This is a genomic window from Streptomyces sp. NPDC032745, from assembly GCF_055579465.1.
Window position 1 is genome coordinate 682,211 of record NZ_JBVING010000002.1, and the last position, 16,356, is coordinate 698,566.

The following is a 16,356-nucleotide window of genomic DNA, read 5'->3' on the forward strand; positions in this document are numbered from 1 at the left end:
CGCGCCTCAGATGGTGTACTGGTCGTGCGGGATCGCCCGATCCCAGACGGCCTCGAAGGCCGTCGCACACAGCTTGGCCACCTCGGGCCGCTCGTCCACTTCATCCCCGAGGTAGACACCCTCGCCGGAGAAGTAGCCGAACCTCACCACCTGGTCGTCAAAGACCCAGAAGTCGTTTCCGGGCAGGGCGATGTCCGACGCGTTCCGGCGCGGAAGCCAACGGATGTCCTCACCAGCGGCCACGTTCGTGAACGTGCCGTCGTAGAGGTACCGCGTGTACTCGCTGACAGGCTCCGAGACGATCCGTGCGCGACGGATGACGACCCCCCGGGCGACGGATTCCGCCACCATGTCGAGCCACGGGCGCCACCAGGACGCCCGGTCGTTCGGGTTGTGCCGATGGCCGGCCTTCCACGCGGCTACGCGGGGAGCTTCGTCGGGATCGTCGTAGCTGTCGCGCATCTCAAGATGCACGGCGGACCGCTGGCAGGCAGCAAGCAGTTCACTAAACGGGGGCGCCGCTTGCGGCATCGAAAGCCTCCTTGATGATGGCGGCCATACGGATGGGGATCCGAATGACACCCTCGCTGTCGGGGATCGGGCCAGCCTCCCGGCACTTGGCCAACGTGGCTTCGTCCGGCAACCAGCCCTGCAACACGACCTCTTGCTTCTCTACATCCGCCCAGGCCGTCGGGCAGTTCGCTCCGTCGGTGTTCGGATCTTTCGCGATGAACCGTAGCGACATGACGCCCTCCCGGCGCAAACGACTTCCACGGACTTCTACGGATCGACCCTCACGACGGGTGGGGATCACGTCAAGGGTGCAGTTTCAGTCACGGGATTGAAAGGGCCCTGGCGGGTTCGAGGCGGTCCCCCGCGGAGACGTGTAAACGCCCCGCAGAACGACGAAAGCCCCCCACGCCCAGAGGGCGCGGGGGTTCGTTGTGCGGGTGCTACTGGTCGGCGAGACCGGAGTGAACCGGCGACGGGGTCAGGAGAGCGTCACGGGTCTTCGCGTCCTCGACGCGCTGAACGACCTCACCGCCGACCAGACCGAGGACGGCCGCGACGACAGCCAGGACCTGAGGCTGCGGTACGTCGACGCCGTACGCGGCGACCAGACCGAGGACGGCGACGGCCAGGGCGTAGACGCGGGCCGGCTGAGACTTGAGGGACTTCATGATGATCCTTACTTGCCGTAGGCGAGAGTGAGCAGGTAGGCGTAGCCCTTCGGGCCGATGGCCACATCCCAGGTCGAGCCCTTGGCCGCAAACTGCGGGTACTTCCGGTGGAAGATGCCCACCGACTCCTGAGTCTTCGGGCCGTAGTTGTCCGACTCGGCGACGCTCTTGTTCATGAACCCGGCCGCCTTCAGGGCCCGCTGAAGCGGCTTCGCCGAGGGGGAAGCGCTGTTCGGCCGCAGGCCCTGCGGGAAGGACGGACGGGTGTCCGGCTGCACCGGATCAGCCGGCTTGCCCATGAGTGCGTTTACACGCGACAGGAAGTAGTCCCAGGGGAAGTTGGGGCCGGGGTCGGTGTGGTCGGTCTGGCCGTACGCGGCGGACACGTCACGGTGACCGACGATGCCCTTCCGGCCGGCCTTCAGCTCGGCCGCGGTGAGCTTGACCGCCGGAATGCCGTGCTTCTGGCACCAACCGGCGACGACCTGGGCGGCCTGTTCGAGGACGCCCTTCGAGTACTGGTCGAGCCACTCTTCGCGGGTCTGCCGCGCGTATCCGGCGAGCTCGATTCCCAGGCCGTCGGAGTTGGCGCCGGGCGCGTGCCAGGCTCGGTCTCCGTCGGCGACGCACCGCACCGCAGAGTTGTTGTCAACGCATACGTGCGCACTGGCCTTGCTCGATGCGTCCATGGTCGAGAACCAATGAGCCACATTCTCCGCAGTCATGGGGCCCTCGGGGGCCTCCATGTCGTGAATGACGACCACGCGGATAGGGATGGTACGGCCCTGGCCGTACCACTTCGCCTGAACGAATTCCATTGCAGGTGTCCTTACTCCGCCACCGGGGCGGTTCGAAAGAGAGAAACAAGTTCCTGATGCTGGGCCGTGACGATGGCCTTCAGGTCTGCGATAGCGGCCTGTCCAGTGACAAGCTCGGAAAGGTGCCGATTCTCAGCTTCGAGGCGAGCGACACGGCCGCTTAGTTCTTCAAGTTGCGCTTCGAGCCGATCGGCTCGGGCCTTCTGTGCCTCGGCTTCGCCCTTCCAAATCTCGGCCGTTGCGTTGTCGACCGAGGAGCGGACGCGCACGTATGCGGCGCCGAGTGCGCCGAGTGCTGCGAGAGCACCGAAGGCCCACCCGGCAATGCCGAGGAGGTCCACGGGTGTTTCCCCTACTGATTAGTTGCCGAGCCAGCGAAATTCCATCCCAGTGACACGCTGGCCGGAGTCGAGAGTCAGAGATGCGCCGCTGTTCTGCATGGCGAAAAGCTCGAAGTACTCACCGGCCAGACAGTTCAGCTCGAAGGTGCGGGTAATGAACGTCTGGGCCCCGTTCACGGCCGCAAGATGAATCGTGCTCATCGTGCTACCGCCCGCCGCGTTGCCGTTGGAGTTCTTTCGGAAGTTCAGCTGCCGGTACCCAGTTGAGTTCGAGGGGAACCGCCCATAGAACGTAACGAGATACTGGCCTGTCGTATTGATGGTCACTCGGCTGATGTCCGCCGAAGTCGAGTGCATCGAGTCGGTGTCCCAGCTTTCAGTATCGAAAGTGACCAGCGTCGAAGTGCCGCTTGCGCAGGGGATACCGGTTGCTGTGTAGACACCGCATCGCGGGGGGTTCATAAGGAAGTCGAGCGGGGTCTTCGTGGCAGCAGTCAGCTTTGAAGCCGTGACCTTCTCGCCTGCGAGAAAACTTTGAGTGGCGGGAACAGTGCCCATGCCGGCCATGTCTCCAAGGGGTAAGCACACCAAAAGGGCGCCCCTTAGGGCGCCCTCTGGTGTCGTCGTCTACTAGTAGGCCAGGACCGAAGTTCGGTCGAGCCGCCCCAACGTGGGATCTTCGAGAACCCAAACGTCGGAGTTTTCGGCCGGAGATAGGGAGAGCGTCGTGTCCCAGTCCAGGGTTCCGCCGTCCACGGAAACATCCGTGGCGACGGCCTCGACGTAGTAGTCAAGGCTGGAATCCGGAGCCTGCGAAGGCAGATCAGACAGTGTGATTCGGTCGCCGATCTCGACGCCCAGGACCAGCAAGAACAGATCCGGGGAAGTGGTCGCCTTAAGCGTCACCGAATCGCACCGCACGACGGGGTTCGAGTAGTGGTTCAGCAGCGTGTAGGCCGCATCCTGAACTTCACTGTCCGAAGTGACCCGAAGCTCAATGCTCTTCGACTTGCGCCCGTACGCGCTGATCGACGCTGGATCCTTCAGCACGCCTTCAATGCCGTTGGTCCGCTTGTACGCGATTTCGTTGATGATCCGGTCTTCGTCCATCTCGAACTGAAGGCCAGGCTCGTACGGCAGGCCGAGACTGTCGCTCAGTACGTACCGCACAACGGCGCCCTGGCGCCGATCCCGGTTGTGGTAGGTCAGCCGACCGTCACCATCCATGAAGATGTATCCGGATGCGTCCTCCGCGGCCCTTTGCAGTTCTTCGAGTGCGCTAGCGCCCGAAGACCAGTCCGGACCCTGCACGGCACTCTTCGCTGCATCGAACGCTGTCTCGCCCTGATAGTTCGCCATGTTGGATATGCGCTCGATGCGCGTCTTCTCGTCCTCAGAGAAGACCGAGCCGCCGTAGTCGCCGAGCTTCCAGAAGCTGGAAATCTCGCTTGACGACAACTGCCTGTCCCACAGGGCCAGATGCCCATAACGGCCGTTCGCGTACTCCGCGTAGATGCTGCCGGCCTGGGCCCCGGCAAGGGAGGCCCAACGCATGTCGCGGACGTCGGGGTTCATCACGGATCCGAGGTCGCTCTTAATGTCCAGAGACCCGTTAATCCAGATGGATGTATACCCGTCCTTCACCGTGACGACCACGAATGACGGCTTCGAAGACGACAGCGAGGCGTTCGAAGTTGCGGACGATATGCCTTCCCCGAAACGCATGCTCGCAATGATCTTGCCGGACGAGTTGAGCTGTACCTTCAGGCCGTCGTTTCCGTTGTCCGCCCAAGATCGGAACATTGTCGACGTGAGCCCCGTGGACGGGTAGACAGGCTGACACCAGAATGCGACCGACAGTTGACTGTCGAGCGGATAGATCCGCCCTCCGTTGTCGCAGATGTCAACGACGGTTCCCTGATCACTGGCGACATTCGCCAGGCTGTAGCACGTCGTTGCGTCCTTGCGAACGATGGACTCAGCCCCCAGGAGCGGAGTACCGCCGCCGTACTTCGAAGGAACCAGTCTTGCGGGCTGCAAGTCGTTGGCGAGATTCTCAAGCCTGGCCGCTCCGACAGGATCGCCGAGAGTCCAGTACCCGAGCGGATTCGTGGTCAGAACCTGAGACTGCAAAGCGGCCCGGATGTCGGTGTTCGAGAGAACGGAGAAGCCGTCAACGGCAGAAACGTCCACTGTGGCCGTGAGCCCCTCGGAGGTTACCGGCCATTTCTCTATATACCCGTGGAAGATCGAGCCCCCCGGGTTCCACTCCGACAGAGTGTTGCCCGCTTCGATTTGGATCTCATCGAGGTAGAACGCGGCGCCGTAGTCCCCGCCCTGTGAACCCACTGAGAGACCGGCCCACACGGCGTTGGCGGGTGCTACAGCCGTAAGGGGCGGAAGGGCTTCCCAGGCGCCCGGAAGGCTGTCGTCCACTGCAGGGCCCGAAGCCGACGCGTTCGCCGCTCCAGTCCAGCGCCACCCGCTCGAAGCGCCGTCCTTGTAGTCGGGCACCACGTCACCGATGACCGCGTGACAGGCGTCCGCATACCACTTCGTTCCGTTGGCCCCGACGAAGGACACTCCAACCCGGTCAATGGTCTGACCGGCGGTGGCCGTGTAGGTGCCGGTGAGGCGAACCCAGGTGTCCGGCGCAGGAAGCGGGTTGATCGGGTTGACCTTCAGCGTTGTGGTGCCACTCCGCCAAGCAAGCTGACCGGCCGTGATCCCCGATGCGGGAATCTTGACCCACACCCCGAAGGCAACCTTCTGCCCCGCCGTGGCGGGCTCCATGGTCCAGGTCGTGCCGGCCGAGCCGCCCTCGGTTATGTGCGTGTGCTCGACGCACGCCGCACCCGCGTAGAAGTCGGTCGTGACCCGCGCTCGAGTCAGGTTGGATGCCGAGCCGTAAAGCTGCGTGTCACCTAGGCCAGCCTCCAACCCGGGATTGAGGGCCAGGTTCCCCCTGGTCCCCATCAAGGCCAGGGGCGCGCTGTTGGCGCTCTGTTGGATGAACCCGCCGTCAGCGTCGTACCAGCGGAAGGTACTGATCAGATTCACGTCTCGGGAGGTGCCTGCGAGGCGGACGCACCCTGACACCGTGTAGGTGCTGCCCGCGCTCACGCGGGCCAGGCCGACAGGCGAACCCCCGGACGCGTAGCCGCAGCGCACGCCGCTCGCGTAGTCGGCCGTCCCGTTGTTGCCTGTCGTGATCTTGACCGCTCCAGCACCGCTCTTCGCCACCGGCGCCCACACGTTGGAGGTGCCGGGGCTGTGCGATGTCGAGAAGAACATCGACGTGCGGCTGATGTCTCCGCCCGTGCTGACGTCTTTAGGGGCCAGGTTCGCGGTACGTACCCGCACGCGACGGCGGGGGACAACGTTCGGGTAGTAGGGCTGAGCCTTGAACCACTCCGCCCGCTCCGCGGAAACGATGAGCGGGCCGGTCCCCTTCCCCTCGGGGTAGGTGTCCGCGTAGATGTAGAGCGTGGCCGTGGCAGTGCCGGCCGGAGGTGTCTCTTCATGCGTGTAAACGGCCGGAGAGGTGTCAGCCACGAAGCGCGTGCCGGTGAGGAACTGAAGCGTCGCCCCACCCGCGTCCACCCACTTCACCGCGAAGTAGCAGGACACGGGCTTACCGTTCGTGTAAACGGTCCGGGACATGACTCTTCGCTGTCCGTCGTCGTCAACTGCGCCGAGGCTGATTTGCGACATGACCGTGTTGTTATTGCGGTCCGTCATGTCGAAGGTGTAAACGCCGGAGAATGCGGTGAGGAGGTTCCTTCCCGCCTTCCTCTTACCAGGGGTGAAGCGCCCATCCGAGTTATCAAGGGACAGTGAAAGGGTTCCGGCCTCGATGCGGTCGAGCTCTGTGTTTCGCCCGCGCTTGACCTGGAACCCCTTCACATAGTCACTAACGTCCGTCCACGAATAGGACGAAGAGAAGGGGCCACCGTCAAAGGCAACCTCGACGGTAACCTTGGGAATCATCGCCATGCTTAGAATCCCGTCCTTCCTCCGTTTCGCTTTCCGTTGCGAACGATCTCGTCTCGAATGGTGGTAGCAATCGACCGCGCTAGGGCCTTCTCGGCTGTCACGTTGCCCTGAACCGTCACATGGACGGTCGGGGCGCCCTGAGGCGGTCTTGCACTGGCTATAGACCTGTTAGCAAGGCTGCCCGTAGGGCGGCGCACACCAATTGACCCTCGGTCCCAGTCGAATTTGCGGCCTAGGCCCCAGACCCCCCTACCTGCGCCGATGCCGATGATTTTGCCCAGGAAGGTGATGTACTTGCCTGTGCTGATAATTTTCATCGCCTTGTTGAGCTCATCGACCATGGTCTTCGCCATGGTCTGAATCGACTTAGCCAGGGCCTTGTCTTGCGCCTTCAAGCCCGCGATGACGCTGTTAGCCGCCTCGATGCCAGCGTCGTAGTAGTTGCCGGAAACGAACTTGCCCAGGTTCTTCGACTGACTGCCGATCGCCGAGTAGGTCGAGTTCAGTTCCGTGATCTGGCCCGCGCCCGCATTGAGAAGGGCCTGTGCCATCTGGCCGCCCTCTGCGGGGCCGGCCTGGGCAATCTCGCTGATGATGCCTGGCCCGAGGCCACGCTTCGCGAGAGTCTGAAGGTTCTTCCGGAAGTTGGTGATCGCCTTCAGCTTGCCCTTAAGGCGGGCGATAACCGCGTTCGCCGAGTTGTCCCCGTACTGGCCGCTGTCGAGAACACCCATGAAGGCGCCGAAGCTATTCGCCTTATCCGTAACAGACGAGGCCATGTCAGCCTTCGCCTTCTTCAGGTCTGCCAACTTTTCGTTAGCCGCGGTGATCCGCTCCTGAATGTTCTCTCGCGCCTTCGCGAGGAACAGGAGGGTTTTGTTCTGCCGCGAGATGTAGTCGTGCAGAACATCGGAGGCGCCCTTCGTCATCTCCTTCGCGTTGAAGGCCTTCGTGACAAGTTCATGGAGCTTCTTCGTTGTCGCCTCGATGCTCTTCGAACCGCCGGTCATGCCCTTAACGAGGCCCTCGGTAATCCACTTACCAATCTCCGCCATGACGCGGGAAGGCGAGTGAATGCCCAGGGCCTTCTTAATCGGTCCGGGGATCTGGTCCACGATGGCGCGGGCCGCGCTCATGACCGCGCCGAGGCTGCCGCGGATGCCGTTGACGAGACCCTGAATGATGTTCCGGCCGATACCCGTCAGGGTGCCGGCCAGGCCCGACAAGGCGCCCGAGACATGCCCCGGGATCTCTCGCACCACACTGACAACGGAACTGACCTTGTCCCTGACCGACGAATAGAGAGACTGGAACCCGGAGACGAAGAAGTTCTTCACCGAGCTAACGGCAGATGACGCCGCAGAGCGAAGGTTCGCCATCGCTCCGGAGAAGAAGCCGATGATTCCGTTCACGATGGAATTGAAGACAGACTTGATCAGATTCCACTGCAAGCGCCAAAGGCCCACGAAGGCGTCAAGGGCTAGCTTAAGAACGAGCTTGATCGTGTTCATCACGGCGCTGAAGATTCCAGCGATAACGTCCCAGACACCGGAAAAGATCTGCTTGACGCCCGTCCAGGCCTTCGACCAGTTTCCGGTGAAGATGCCGATAAATACGTTGTAGAGACCCTGGATCACCGACAGCACGCCAGATATGACCTGCCAAATGGCGTCCCAGGCACCCCTGACGTACTGGAGAATCGTTTCTCCAAACATCTGCCAAAGGAACTGCACAACGGTGACGAAGGTCTGTATCGCAACCTTGATGAAGTCGAGATACGTCATGAAGGTCTGCCAGAGCTGAACGAGAACAGGCTGTGCCTTCAGCCAGAGCTCTTGGAAGATCGGCATGAGTGTTGTTCTGAAGAACAACACGAACTGCTGAAGGGCAGGGCCGACGATTGCCCAAATACCCGAGAGCTTCGCAGTCAGCTGGTCGAGCGCGGTACGCGCCGCGCCGGTCTCGAAACTCGTCCTGATCTTCTGGCCGACAATTTGCAGGCCCTGCACGAACGGGCCGACTACGGTCCCAATCGCCTGAAAGGCGGGGGCTAGCTTCTGCCCGAGGCCCTCGAACGACATGATCGCCGAGGCCGCAGCATTCGTGAAGCCCATTTCGAGCTTGCGTTTAAACCCTTCGACCTTCGCCGCCGCATTGTTGTGCATCGTGTCGGCCATCTGCTGGGCCGCGCCCTTGACGTTGCCGAGGGACTGCACTGCGGTCGAAGTGTTCAGGGCGAATAGCGAATCACCAAGGTCTTCAGCCTTCGTGCCAAATAGTGCGACAGCAGCAGCATTGCGCTTTACCGGATCCTCAGTGTTTCGCAGCTTTTCAAGGACCAGACCGAGGCCCTGTTCCGCATCGGCGCCGCCCTTGGCGATCTTTGCCGTCATCTCCTCGGCGCTAAGACCGAGTTCCTCGTACCCCTTGGCCGAGGTAGTCGAAGCGTCGATTGCCCGAATGCTGAATTCCTTCAGCGCGTCGGCGACAAAGTCGGCATCTCGCGCGCCGGCCTTCAGACCCTGGGAAAGAAGACCAACGGCCTTCGGTCCGTCGAGACCGAGGCGATGCAAGGGGGCGCCATATTCGTTCAGGGTGTCAAGGAAGTCCTCGCCCTTGTCAACGCCATTCGTGAAGCCCGCGGCCACTACATCAAGCGCTTCGTCCGCGCTCTTCGCAAGGCCGTTTCTCATCAGGTTCGAGACGGCCTTTGTCGTGCCGCCTATCTCCTGGTCCATGACCTCGGATATCGTCGCCACCTTCGTGGCGATGGGCTTGAAGTCGACGGCGTTGACGCTCATGTTGAGGTCTTGGGAAACACGCCGAACGATCTCGCCCGTTTCCGCAGTCGACTCCCCGAAGCCGCCCACGTAGAGCTGTCCGGCGAGCTTGCCGGCCTGCTCCGCGTCCTTGCCCGAGAGGCCCATCGAAGCGGCCAGCTTGGCCCGGTTGTGGATCTCGTCCAAGCCCTTTGAGAACGCCAGGAGACCGGCCAGGGGAAGGGCGGCGAGGACGGCCGCCCCCATGCCGGCCATGGCGCCCTTGAAGCGCCCCATCTTTCCGCCCATGGCGTCGAACTGGCCGCCTGCATCCTGGGATGCGTCGGCGAGTCCGTCAATTGCCTGTTCCGCCGAGGACGCGTTACCAGTGATGACGACGCGGAGCGTTCTCGAATCGCCCATTAGTAAGACTCCCGGCTAGCGTTGTATTCGTTCATGTAGTCGCAGAAGGCGCGATATTCGGCCGCCGTCATGCGTCGGACTTCGCCGGGAGTCATGCGGTAGAACCGGCAGAACGCGGCCCGATCTCTTAGGCGTTCTGCTTTTCGTCGTTTCCCGGGCCGTCCTGGGAACCGACCAGTTCGAGGGCGGATACGCGGACGTTGCGCGCATCCTCAAGAGAGAAACCGGGCTTCTCGGATCGCTGAGTGATCCAGATGAGAGCCTTAAGGGCCTTCGTGGGTATCTTGGTTTCGAGTTCCGGGCGGCCCTTCTCGTCCAGAACCTTCTTTCCATCCGGGCCAATCACCGGCCGAGGCGAAAGAACGTCGTAGATTGCGGCGCCCACAACCTCTTCGAAGTCTTCGAGATCGCCGATCGTCAGAACGTCGGGGTCGACACGAAGGGAAACGGTTTCGCTAGAGTTGCTCATTCTGGAAATGCCTCCGACATTAGGCGTTCGATTTTGTCCATGTACTCTTGGATGAGCTGCGGGCCCTTCTCCCGGATGGACGGGTGAAGGAAGTAGCCAGGGCCGCCGTTCCATCCGTCGAATTGGTTTCCTCGCCATGGGCGGAAACCCCGGGCGACGTTGCCCTTCCGAGTGAGCTTCTTTGCGCCGAACTCGGCGCCCAGGGCATAGGGCTTGCGCGCACTGCCCATCCGGATTGCCGAATAGTTCTGCGTCTTCGTGGCGCGAAGAGATTCGGCCGCGGATCTCTGTTGGCGCGATAGGCCGGAAGCCTTCGACTTGGCCGCAGCGGTCAGCTTGTCGGCGACATCGAAGTTCGCCTGTTTGACCTCGTCGCGTACGCCGTCGGCGCCAGCACGCGCGAGAGCGCGGGTGAACTGGGCTAGGCCATCGACATTTCCGTAAATGCCTTCAGTGGGCATAGCCCAGCCCCCAAATGCTATGTTCCCAATACTAGTTACTGGGCAAAAAAAGAGAGACCCTTACTGAAGGGCCTTGTACGTGATCGTGACTGCCGATGCAGTTCCGTCGGTCAGCGCGATTCCGGAAAGGTCGTGCTCGACCACTTCGAGGCCGCCCACGTTGACCGGGCCTTCATCGAACCGGGCGAACGGCATCTGTACCTTGAACTGGGAACCGTCCGGCCCATCCCAAAGAACCGTGATGTCGGCGACCGCCCCACTCGCGATGGCCGAAGCGACGCGGTTGATCTGGGCAGTGCCGCTGAACTCGCCCTTGATGGACCACTCGTACTTGCGAAGATCCGACTCCAGCGGTTCGCCCTTCTTGCCGCTGCTGCGGATGAAGTAGCGGTCATCCTTCAGGCCGTTACTGGCCTTCAGGGAGAAGTCAGAGATTTCGAAGGCAGACCCACCAACGGTGACGGTGCCGCCGCCGAAGCTGAAGAGCTTCGTATTGGCGACATAGGTAGGCGTCGCCAGGGCGTACGCGCCGCTGCCGGCCCCGATGCTCTCCTTGGCGAAGTCCAGGCCCACGGAGAGCTTCAGAAGCTCGTCAACCGCGTTCGAGAGCTCCCATTCCTTGACCTTGCCGCCCTCGTACGTGAAGGGCACCTTCGTGCCGGTGTTGTCCACGCGGCCTACCTGGGCCGTGAAGCTCTTGCCGTTCAGGTCGCCCACGGTCGCGGTGTGCGTGATGAAGCCACCTGTGGGGGCGCCCGAGCTGATGCCGCCCATCATGTGCTTAAGCCAGAAGTCGAAGCCGCCGGAGAGCACTTCCATCTTGACATCACCTTCGGCACCCTTCGGGTTGGGTGCGAAGCGGTCGCTCCGCAGCACGCGGGTACCGGCGCGGATCGCCTCGGAATCGATCCTCTCGTACTTGCCTTCAATGCCTTCGTCGGTGAACTCGAAGAACTTCGCGGGGGTTACGGCCGTGCCGTATGTGCTCTCGTCCGCGACACCGAAGAATGAATCATGAATCGTGGGCATTACTTGGCTATCTCCTTCTTCGCCTTGACTTCCTGCCACCCCTGGCGAAGTAGTGCCTGGGCTACGTCCTCGGCGACCTCGATCGGGTCGCCCTTCTCAGCGGTGACGCCCAGCGAGGGAACCTCGACCGCTGAATATGGGCCGTTGTATGCAACGGTCTTCACTAGAGCCTCGCCTTCACGCGAACAACCGCCTCGAACTGGCCTTCATAGACCTGATCCGACGGGAAGCTAGAGAGCTTCTTAGGGATGAAGTCCGACGTGACGACGGACTGAATGCCGAGGGTGGGCGCCGCCTTCATCCCGTCCTCGATTCCGGCGGCCATGCGCTGAAGCTCTGACTCGACCTCTTCGGCCGTTCCGGCCGAGAGTTGGCAGTTCACAATCACGCTGACCTCGAAGACTTCGTCTCGGCTTCGGTTGGTCACCCACTGGGAATCCGGCCACTGCACCTCACCCACGAAGACCCACCTACGCTCGGGGTTCCGCATCGGGTAGCCCCAGGTGACTTGGTAGCCGGCCAGGGCGGGAAGAGCCTTGATCATGTCCCGCAGTGCAGCCTTCACCGCGAACGCTTGAGTGCTCACCTCGAAGCCCCCAACACGTCATAGAAGATGCGGTACTTGTAGCGGCTGAGAGTGGCGTCGACCTCGGGAATGCCTGTCTCGTAGCCGTTTCGCCCGGGGGTGGCCAACGTGAAGTTGCCGCCCTCGGCTGCGACGAAGGCCGTGGCCCGGTCCGGGATGCCGGACCGCTCGGCTGTCAGGACTGAGCGAAGCCGCAGCAGTCCCGCACGCTTCGCGTCCTCGGGGACCTGGGGAAGGCCATAGGTGAAGGTCACGGTGTACCTGTCGCCGTCCGCCAGGTCGTACGGGGCCCGCACTGAGCCCGAGGGGCCCACGGTCCAGCCTGCTACGTCCACGGCGCCTGAAGGGCCGCAGACGGCCTTCACGGCGAGCAAGTCGAAGGCGCCCAGGAACAGGGTCGGGGTGTCGTCCGCCTCGACCTCGACACGGGCCGCCCTCGGCACAAAGCTGCGACCTGTGATCCGCTCGAACTCGTCTTCAACTACCTCCCGGTAGTGCCTCAGTTCGGCAGTGGGGAAGCGCTCGGGGTCGGCTAGGTCCATGTCGGATCCGCGGGCTTCGGGCAGGGTGAACAGGAAGCCGCCGACCACCTCGAAGGTGGTTCGGTCCGTGGCCGTAGTGCCGGCCACCCACGCCACCGTGTAAACGCCCTCCGGCAGGGCCGGAAGGCTGGCCGTCCACTCGCCCCCCGAGCTGGTCGCGTCACCCGTGTAAACGGTCGCGCCCGCAGCGTCCCGCACGGTCACCGACACGGCAGGAACGATCATCACGGACTCGTCATCCAGGAAGAGGTGCCGCAGCGTGACGGCCCTACCGCTCAGAAACCGCACAGCGCCCCCTTACGCAGACTTCCGCGGCCTACCGGGGCCGCGCTTCTCGGGGGCCGCAGCGGCGGCCGTCTCGCGCGTCTCCGCCGCGTTCTCGGCCACGGCTTCCGCGCGCTTGTCATTGATCAGCGAGAGAGCGAGTCCCGTAGGAAGCTCGACCTCGTCACCGACAGAGGGGAACGGCTTGTTGTCGAGAAGCCCCGAACCGTCCTCGAGAATTTTGATCTTCATAGCCTCAACTCCTAGAGGGGATGACCGAGGGGGCCGCCCCGATGGGCGGCCCCCTCAAGCCGCTTACGCGGTGACGGTCAGGGCCTTCACGGAAGCCAGGTCGAAGAGGTCGCCGCTGCCCCTCCAAGTGACCTTGAAAGCGACCACGTCACGGTCATAGCCGTACTCGTCCGAGCGGACGACGCGGAGCGACTTCGCCTGTCGGATCAGGTACTTCGACGGGTCGCCGTAGACCAGGACCTTCGCGCCAGCACCAGAGGTGACGACGTTCGGATCAGTCATGATCGGCGTGCCAAGGATGGTGTCCGGGGCGCCTGCGGTGAGAGCCGGCTGCCAGATGTAGTTGCCCGTGCTGTCCTTCAGCTTGCGAAGGCCCTGTACGGCCTGATCCGAGGTCATGAAGACCGCGTTCCGGCGGTACGGCTTCAGGATCGAGTGCTGAAGATCGATCAGGTTGTCAGTGGTGACACCGGCCAGGTTGGCCGCGTTGACGCCGCCGGTGGCGCGGGTCATCCAGCCCCACGGCTTGCCGGTGCCGTTGCCGACCAGGAGGTCAGCCATCACCTTGTCGGCGACAGCCTCGCCCGCGTCCTCGGCGAGGATGCCGAGAATGTCGAGCTGCGAGTCATCGACAATTTCCTGAGTGGCTTCCACGATGACGCCGTACTTGTAGGCGCCGATGTTGGTCTTGGTCCAAGAGCCGTCGCTCTTGCCGTAGGCCGTGTTCTCGGAGACCTGGGCAGCGGTCGGCCGGCCGTTCTTCACCGGGTACTCGATCGTCTCGCCGGAGCCCGTGGTGAGGGTCCGGGCCTTCGAGAAGAAGTCCGAACGCACACGCATGGCCTCGATGACCTGGGCCACGAACGAAGTCGCGAACGTGTTACCGGCGTTGGCCGCGCTGCCGCTGGTCGCGGCGCGAAGGTCGAAGTCGACGCCCGGCATGTCGCCGCGTGCGACCGCGCGGAGCTCGGCCGCCTCGTCGCGGTCGCCCTGGCGGGCCTCGGGGGTGCCAGGCAGCACCAGGCCGCCCGCTCGCGCGGCCAGTGAACGAACCTCGGCCTCGCGCTCGCCCCGCTCGACGGCCTCTCGGGCCTCGGCCTCCAGGGCGCGAACGTCAACGTCGATCCGCTCGACGCGGGTCCGCTTCTCGGCCTCGGAGAGGGACGTGTCAGCCTCGACGGAGCGAAGCTCATTGATCAGGCCAGCACGCTGTTCGAGCGCGGCCTTCGCCGCAGCGGCGAAATCCATATTGGGTACTCCAAATACTAGGTTCGAGGCAAAAAAAGAGGCGACAGGGCAGCCAGGGCCGCCACCGGATCGGTGGGGAGCCCGTACCGGGGAAAGGCGGTTCGCGCTTCGCTCAGCGCCGACACTTCGCCGGCCCGGATAGCGGCCCGGATCGCCTCGGGCGAATCCAGCCGCGCCGCAGAAAGCCCGCGCCGCTCCGCCAGGAGCTGGAGAGCGCGGGAGCCGACACCAGAGGTGGAGTCGGCGTATGCCGGGTAGGTCACCGGCGAGACATCAAAGAGAGCGATCCTCTGAAGGGTCCGCAGCGGGAAGCCGTCGTCATCCTCGGCCCAGGAATCGCCTTCGGGGCCAGCAGTCTTGAAGCCGAAGCTCGACTGACTTACGTCGCCCCGCTCCATGGCGGTTGCCAGGTCACGCGCATACGTCGTGTCCGGCATGTCGACTTCGTAGTGAAGGCCGTCCGAGTCCTCGGAGAGCCGTAGCGTTCCGCTACGGTTCCGGCCGAGAATCAGATTCGGGTCATGGTTGAACAGGGCCCGAATGTCGTCCCGCCCGATGCTGTCCGACGTGGCGCCCTGGGCGACACGCTCACGGAAGCCGCCGAGGTTCTGAGACCGTGCGTCCCACTTCAGCGCGTAGCCGTAGAAGTTGAACTTCCCGCCCTCGCTGCGAACTTCGAACTCTGTAGGGACAGCCCTACGTTCCATCTCCATTGCTCTTCCCCTGATCCGTTACGTTCGGGTCCTGTTGTGCGTTCGGGTCCGCGGTGGGATCAGCGGGAGGAATCGGGGGCACCGGGGGTGCGGCGCCGGCCTCGGGCTTCTGTTCCTTCTCGGCCTTGTCTTCGTCGCCGACGACAGCCAGGTTCAGGGGGCGGTAGTACCGCTCTCCCAGCTTCTTCGGGAGCGGCCCGAGGTCTTCCATTGCGCGAATCTCGTTCGCGCTCAGGAAGCCGTTGTTCAGCGCCGTCTGATACGACTCGTACCGGTCCTTCGTCTTAGCCCGAAGCCGAGCGTCAACGTTGAAGCGGATGTACTGGAGACCGGGCAGGAGGAACGTTGAAACGGCCTGTTCGATGCGCACGATCCAGGGCATGAGCGTCTGGTCTACGAAGAACTTGTTCTGTTCCTCAATGCCGGTTCCCCAGGTCGAGCTAACAGAGCTGTCGACCAGGTATGCGGGCACTCGATACAGAAGGGCGATCTCCGCCTTCTGGAACCGACGCGTCTCCAGAAACTGAGCCTGTTCCGGAGAGAGCGTGATCGGCTTGAACTGGGCGCCACCGGTAAGGACTCCCACGCTGTGAGAGTTCTTCACCCCAGCGTGCGTCTTCCGGAACATGTCCCGGAGAAGCCGGGCTTCGTCCGGGCGCGGAGTTCCCGGGTGCTCGATGACACCCGCCATCGTCGTTCCCTGCTCGAAGAAGCGGGAGCCAAACTCCTCTGCCGTAAGCCCGAGGCCGATCGCCTCCCGGGCCACGTCGACAGGCGACAGGCCGCGGCTCGACCCCGGCAGGGTGAAGGCGGGAATGTGCAGGATCTCGGTCCGGTCAAAGACGCCCTGAACGGCGCCCTGGTCGTCCGACACCTCATAGCGGTTATCCCCTAGGGGGCCGTCGAGAATGGTCACGTACTGCGGATGAACGCAGTACAGGGCCGACACCTCGCCCCGCTCATTCCGGAGCGTGTAGAGGAAGGCGTTACCGTCCGTCAGAAGGCTGATGATCACCCGATGCCAGAAGTCATAAGACGTCTGGAACGGGTTCGGCTGCCGAATCCAGCGCGGGGACCGCATCGGGTCGAAGGATTCCTTCCGGCCCCCGATCTTCGTGTAGTGGTCCAGCGGGAGGGATGCGACCGCATCACCAATCAGCGACTGACAGGCGTAGACCGCGACCATCTGAAGGCTGTTCCGGCGAGACACCTTCCGCCCCGAGGCGGTACGGACGCTAGAAACCTCGACATCCCGTTCCCAACTGCCCGCCATG

General features: G+C 63.2%; 18 protein-coding genes. All 18 read right to left on the bottom strand.

Annotated elements, in window-relative coordinates; translation table 11 throughout:
- Nucleotides 1-6: 6 nt before the first annotated feature.
- Nucleotides 7-531, bottom strand: a complete 525-nt coding sequence (locus ACZ5WG_RS07360; protein WP_136222521.1) for a DUF6879 family protein — start codon at nt 529-531, stop codon at nt 7-9.
- A complete protein-coding gene (locus tag ACZ5WG_RS07365; protein WP_468721322.1) occupies nt 506-745 on the bottom strand; it encodes a hypothetical protein in 240 nt (79 codons plus the stop codon). Before ACZ5WG_RS07365 ends, ACZ5WG_RS07360 begins: the two co-directional genes overlap by 26 nt.
- A 208-nt stretch (nt 746-953) precedes the next feature.
- On the bottom strand, nt 954-1,181 hold the full coding sequence (locus ACZ5WG_RS07370; protein WP_468721323.1) for a hypothetical protein: 228 nt from the start codon (nt 1,179-1,181) through the stop codon (nt 954-956).
- Between the two features lie 8 nt (nt 1,182-1,189).
- A complete protein-coding gene (locus ACZ5WG_RS07375; protein ID WP_468721325.1) occupies nt 1,190-1,999 on the bottom strand; it encodes an N-acetylmuramoyl-L-alanine amidase in 810 nt (269 codons plus the stop codon).
- An 11-nt stretch (nt 2,000-2,010) separates the two neighbouring features.
- Nucleotides 2,011-2,340 carry a hypothetical protein gene (locus ACZ5WG_RS07380; protein ID WP_453505532.1) on the bottom strand — a complete coding sequence of 110 codons (330 nt, stop codon included), beginning with the start codon at nt 2,338-2,340 and terminating at the stop codon, nt 2,011-2,013.
- Between the two features lie 18 nt (nt 2,341-2,358).
- Entirely contained in the window at nt 2,359-2,907 is a 549-nt protein-coding gene (locus ACZ5WG_RS07385) for a hypothetical protein (protein WP_468721327.1), read from the bottom strand.
- 63 nt (nt 2,908-2,970) lie between these two features.
- Nucleotides 2,971-6,336 carry a LamG-like jellyroll fold domain-containing protein gene (locus tag ACZ5WG_RS07390; protein ID WP_468721328.1) on the bottom strand — a complete coding sequence of 1,122 codons (3,366 nt, stop codon included), beginning with the start codon at nt 6,334-6,336 and terminating at the stop codon, nt 2,971-2,973.
- Between the two features lie 2 nt (nt 6,337-6,338).
- Nucleotides 6,339-9,518 (bottom strand): phage tail tape measure protein, encoded by a 3,180-nt coding sequence (locus tag ACZ5WG_RS07395; protein WP_468721330.1) that lies wholly within the window; start codon nt 9,516-9,518, stop codon nt 6,339-6,341.
- Between the two features lie 127 nt (nt 9,519-9,645).
- Entirely contained in the window at nt 9,646-9,987 is a 342-nt protein-coding gene (locus ACZ5WG_RS07400) for a hypothetical protein (RefSeq protein ID WP_468721331.1), read from the bottom strand.
- On the bottom strand, nt 9,984-10,448 hold the full coding sequence (locus tag ACZ5WG_RS07405; protein ID WP_468721333.1) for a hypothetical protein: 465 nt from the start codon (nt 10,446-10,448) through the stop codon (nt 9,984-9,986). The genes ACZ5WG_RS07400 and ACZ5WG_RS07405 overlap by 4 nt, the downstream gene beginning before the upstream one ends.
- Nucleotides 10,449-10,508: 60 nt before the next feature.
- A complete protein-coding gene (locus ACZ5WG_RS07410) occupies nt 10,509-11,477 on the bottom strand; it encodes a phage tail tube protein (protein ID WP_468721334.1) in 969 nt (322 codons plus the stop codon).
- Nucleotides 11,477-11,641: a hypothetical protein gene (locus ACZ5WG_RS07415; RefSeq protein ID WP_168724161.1), complete on the bottom strand. Its 165-nt coding sequence runs from the start codon at nt 11,639-11,641 to the stop codon at nt 11,477-11,479. Before ACZ5WG_RS07415 ends, ACZ5WG_RS07410 begins: the two co-directional genes overlap by 1 nt.
- Nucleotides 11,641-12,021 carry a hypothetical protein gene (locus ACZ5WG_RS07420; protein WP_468721336.1) on the bottom strand — a complete coding sequence of 127 codons (381 nt, stop codon included), beginning with the start codon at nt 12,019-12,021 and terminating at the stop codon, nt 11,641-11,643. The genes ACZ5WG_RS07415 and ACZ5WG_RS07420 overlap by 1 nt, the downstream gene beginning before the upstream one ends.
- Nucleotides 12,022-12,059: 38 nt before the next feature.
- Nucleotides 12,060-12,893, bottom strand: coding sequence for a copper resistance CopC family protein (locus ACZ5WG_RS07425; protein ID WP_468721337.1), 834 nt, complete (start codon nt 12,891-12,893; stop codon nt 12,060-12,062).
- 9 nt (nt 12,894-12,902) lie between these two features.
- Nucleotides 12,903-13,121: a hypothetical protein gene (locus ACZ5WG_RS07430; RefSeq protein WP_468721339.1), complete on the bottom strand. Its 219-nt coding sequence runs from the start codon at nt 13,119-13,121 to the stop codon at nt 12,903-12,905.
- 63 nt (nt 13,122-13,184) lie between these two features.
- Nucleotides 13,185-14,369, bottom strand: coding sequence for a phage major capsid protein (locus tag ACZ5WG_RS07435; protein ID WP_468721341.1), 1,185 nt, complete (start codon nt 14,367-14,369; stop codon nt 13,185-13,187).
- 17 nt (nt 14,370-14,386) lie between these two features.
- Nucleotides 14,387-15,082, bottom strand: coding sequence for an HK97 family phage prohead protease (locus ACZ5WG_RS07440; RefSeq protein ID WP_468721342.1), 696 nt, complete (start codon nt 15,080-15,082; stop codon nt 14,387-14,389).
- A complete protein-coding gene (locus tag ACZ5WG_RS07445) occupies nt 15,066-16,355 on the bottom strand; it encodes a phage portal protein (protein WP_468721474.1) in 1,290 nt (429 codons plus the stop codon). The genes ACZ5WG_RS07440 and ACZ5WG_RS07445 overlap by 17 nt, the downstream gene beginning before the upstream one ends.
- Nucleotide 16,356 lies beyond the last annotated feature (1 nt).

What these genes read in the sequence shown, in the direction of transcription:
- ACZ5WG_RS07360 (WP_136222521.1), bottom strand. Translation starts at nt 531, where the DNA reads ATGCCGCAAGCGGCGCCCCCGTTTAGTGAACTGCTTGCTGCCTGCCAG.
- ACZ5WG_RS07365 (WP_468721322.1), bottom strand. Translation starts at nt 745, where the DNA reads ATGTCGCTACGGTTCATCGCGAAAGATCCGAACACCGACGGAGCGAAC.
- ACZ5WG_RS07370 (WP_468721323.1), bottom strand. Translation starts at nt 1,181, where the DNA reads ATGAAGTCCCTCAAGTCTCAGCCGGCCCGCGTCTACGCCCTGGCCGTC.
- ACZ5WG_RS07375 (WP_468721325.1), bottom strand. Translation starts at nt 1,999, where the DNA reads ATGGAATTCGTTCAGGCGAAGTGGTACGGCCAGGGCCGTACCATCCCT.
- ACZ5WG_RS07385 (WP_468721327.1), bottom strand. Translation starts at nt 2,907, where the DNA reads ATGGCCGGCATGGGCACTGTTCCCGCCACTCAAAGTTTTCTCGCAGGC.
- ACZ5WG_RS07390 (WP_468721328.1), bottom strand. Translation starts at nt 6,336, where the DNA reads ATGGCGATGATTCCCAAGGTTACCGTCGAGGTTGCCTTTGACGGTGGC.
- ACZ5WG_RS07395 (WP_468721330.1), bottom strand. Translation starts at nt 9,518, where the DNA reads ATGGGCGATTCGAGAACGCTCCGCGTCGTCATCACTGGTAACGCGTCC.
- ACZ5WG_RS07400 (WP_468721331.1), bottom strand. Translation starts at nt 9,987, where the DNA reads ATGAGCAACTCTAGCGAAACCGTTTCCCTTCGTGTCGACCCCGACGTT.
- ACZ5WG_RS07405 (WP_468721333.1), bottom strand. Translation starts at nt 10,448, where the DNA reads ATGCCCACTGAAGGCATTTACGGAAATGTCGATGGCCTAGCCCAGTTC.
- ACZ5WG_RS07410 (WP_468721334.1), bottom strand. Translation starts at nt 11,477, where the DNA reads ATGCCCACGATTCATGATTCATTCTTCGGTGTCGCGGACGAGAGCACA.
- ACZ5WG_RS07420 (WP_468721336.1), bottom strand. Translation starts at nt 12,021, where the DNA reads ATGATCAAGGCTCTTCCCGCCCTGGCCGGCTACCAAGTCACCTGGGGC.
- ACZ5WG_RS07430 (WP_468721339.1), bottom strand. Translation starts at nt 13,121, where the DNA reads ATGAAGATCAAAATTCTCGAGGACGGTTCGGGGCTTCTCGACAACAAG.
- ACZ5WG_RS07435 (WP_468721341.1), bottom strand. Translation starts at nt 14,369, where the DNA reads ATGGATTTCGCCGCTGCGGCGAAGGCCGCGCTCGAACAGCGTGCTGGC.
- ACZ5WG_RS07440 (WP_468721342.1), bottom strand. Translation starts at nt 15,082, where the DNA reads ATGGAGATGGAACGTAGGGCTGTCCCTACAGAGTTCGAAGTTCGCAGC.
- ACZ5WG_RS07445 (WP_468721474.1), bottom strand. Translation starts at nt 16,355, where the DNA reads ATGGCGGGCAGTTGGGAACGGGATGTCGAGGTTTCTAGCGTCCGTACC.